This window comes from Kosakonia sp. H7A (assembly GCF_003028445.1).
In the GTDB taxonomy this organism is placed as follows: Bacteria; Pseudomonadota; Gammaproteobacteria; order Enterobacterales; family Enterobacteriaceae; genus Kosakonia; species Kosakonia radicincitans.
Genome location: NZ_PYTZ01000068.1, coordinates 1 through 526, shown reverse-complemented (window position 1 = coordinate 526; position 526 = coordinate 1). Strand labels below are relative to the sequence as shown.

The following is a 526-nucleotide window of genomic DNA, read 5'->3' as shown; positions in this document are numbered from 1 at the left end:
CTTGCGAGACCCCGTTGACGCAAGCCACCAGCGCGCGCAGCAGGTCCTCGTCCTCGCCGCCGGTCGCGCGCCAGCGTTCGAGCAGGTCGACCTGGAGCACGCTGATCGGGTCGATGTACGGGTTGCGCAAACGGATCGACAAGGCCAACCGCGGGTCGTGCTGGAGCAGGGACTGCTGGCCGGTCAGCGATTTCACCCAGCGCTTGGTCAGCGCCAGTTCCTCGACGATGCGCGGGAAGAAGGCCTCGTGCAGCGGACCGGCCCGGCGCGAGAACAGCTCGGCGATATTGAGGTCGCCCTTGGACAGCACCATCGCCACGTCATCGAGGAAGGTACGGAAGAACGGCCAATCGGCCGCCATCTCGCGCAGCACCTCCTCGTGGCCGGCATCCGCCGCCGCCTGCAGGCCGCTGCCCACGCCGTACCAGCCAGGCACCACCGCGCGCGCCTGGCTCCAGGCGAACACCCAGGGAATCGCACGCAGGTTGCCCAGCGCCGCGTCCTGGCCCAGCCGGCGCGATGGCCG

The 526-nt window shown here is 70.0% G+C and carries 1 protein-coding gene; it reads right to left on the bottom strand.

From position 1 onward, the window contains the following. On the bottom strand, positions 1-526 hold a 526-nt coding region (locus tag CWM66_RS28210), incomplete at both ends, for a phosphoenolpyruvate carboxylase (RefSeq protein ID WP_146159965.1).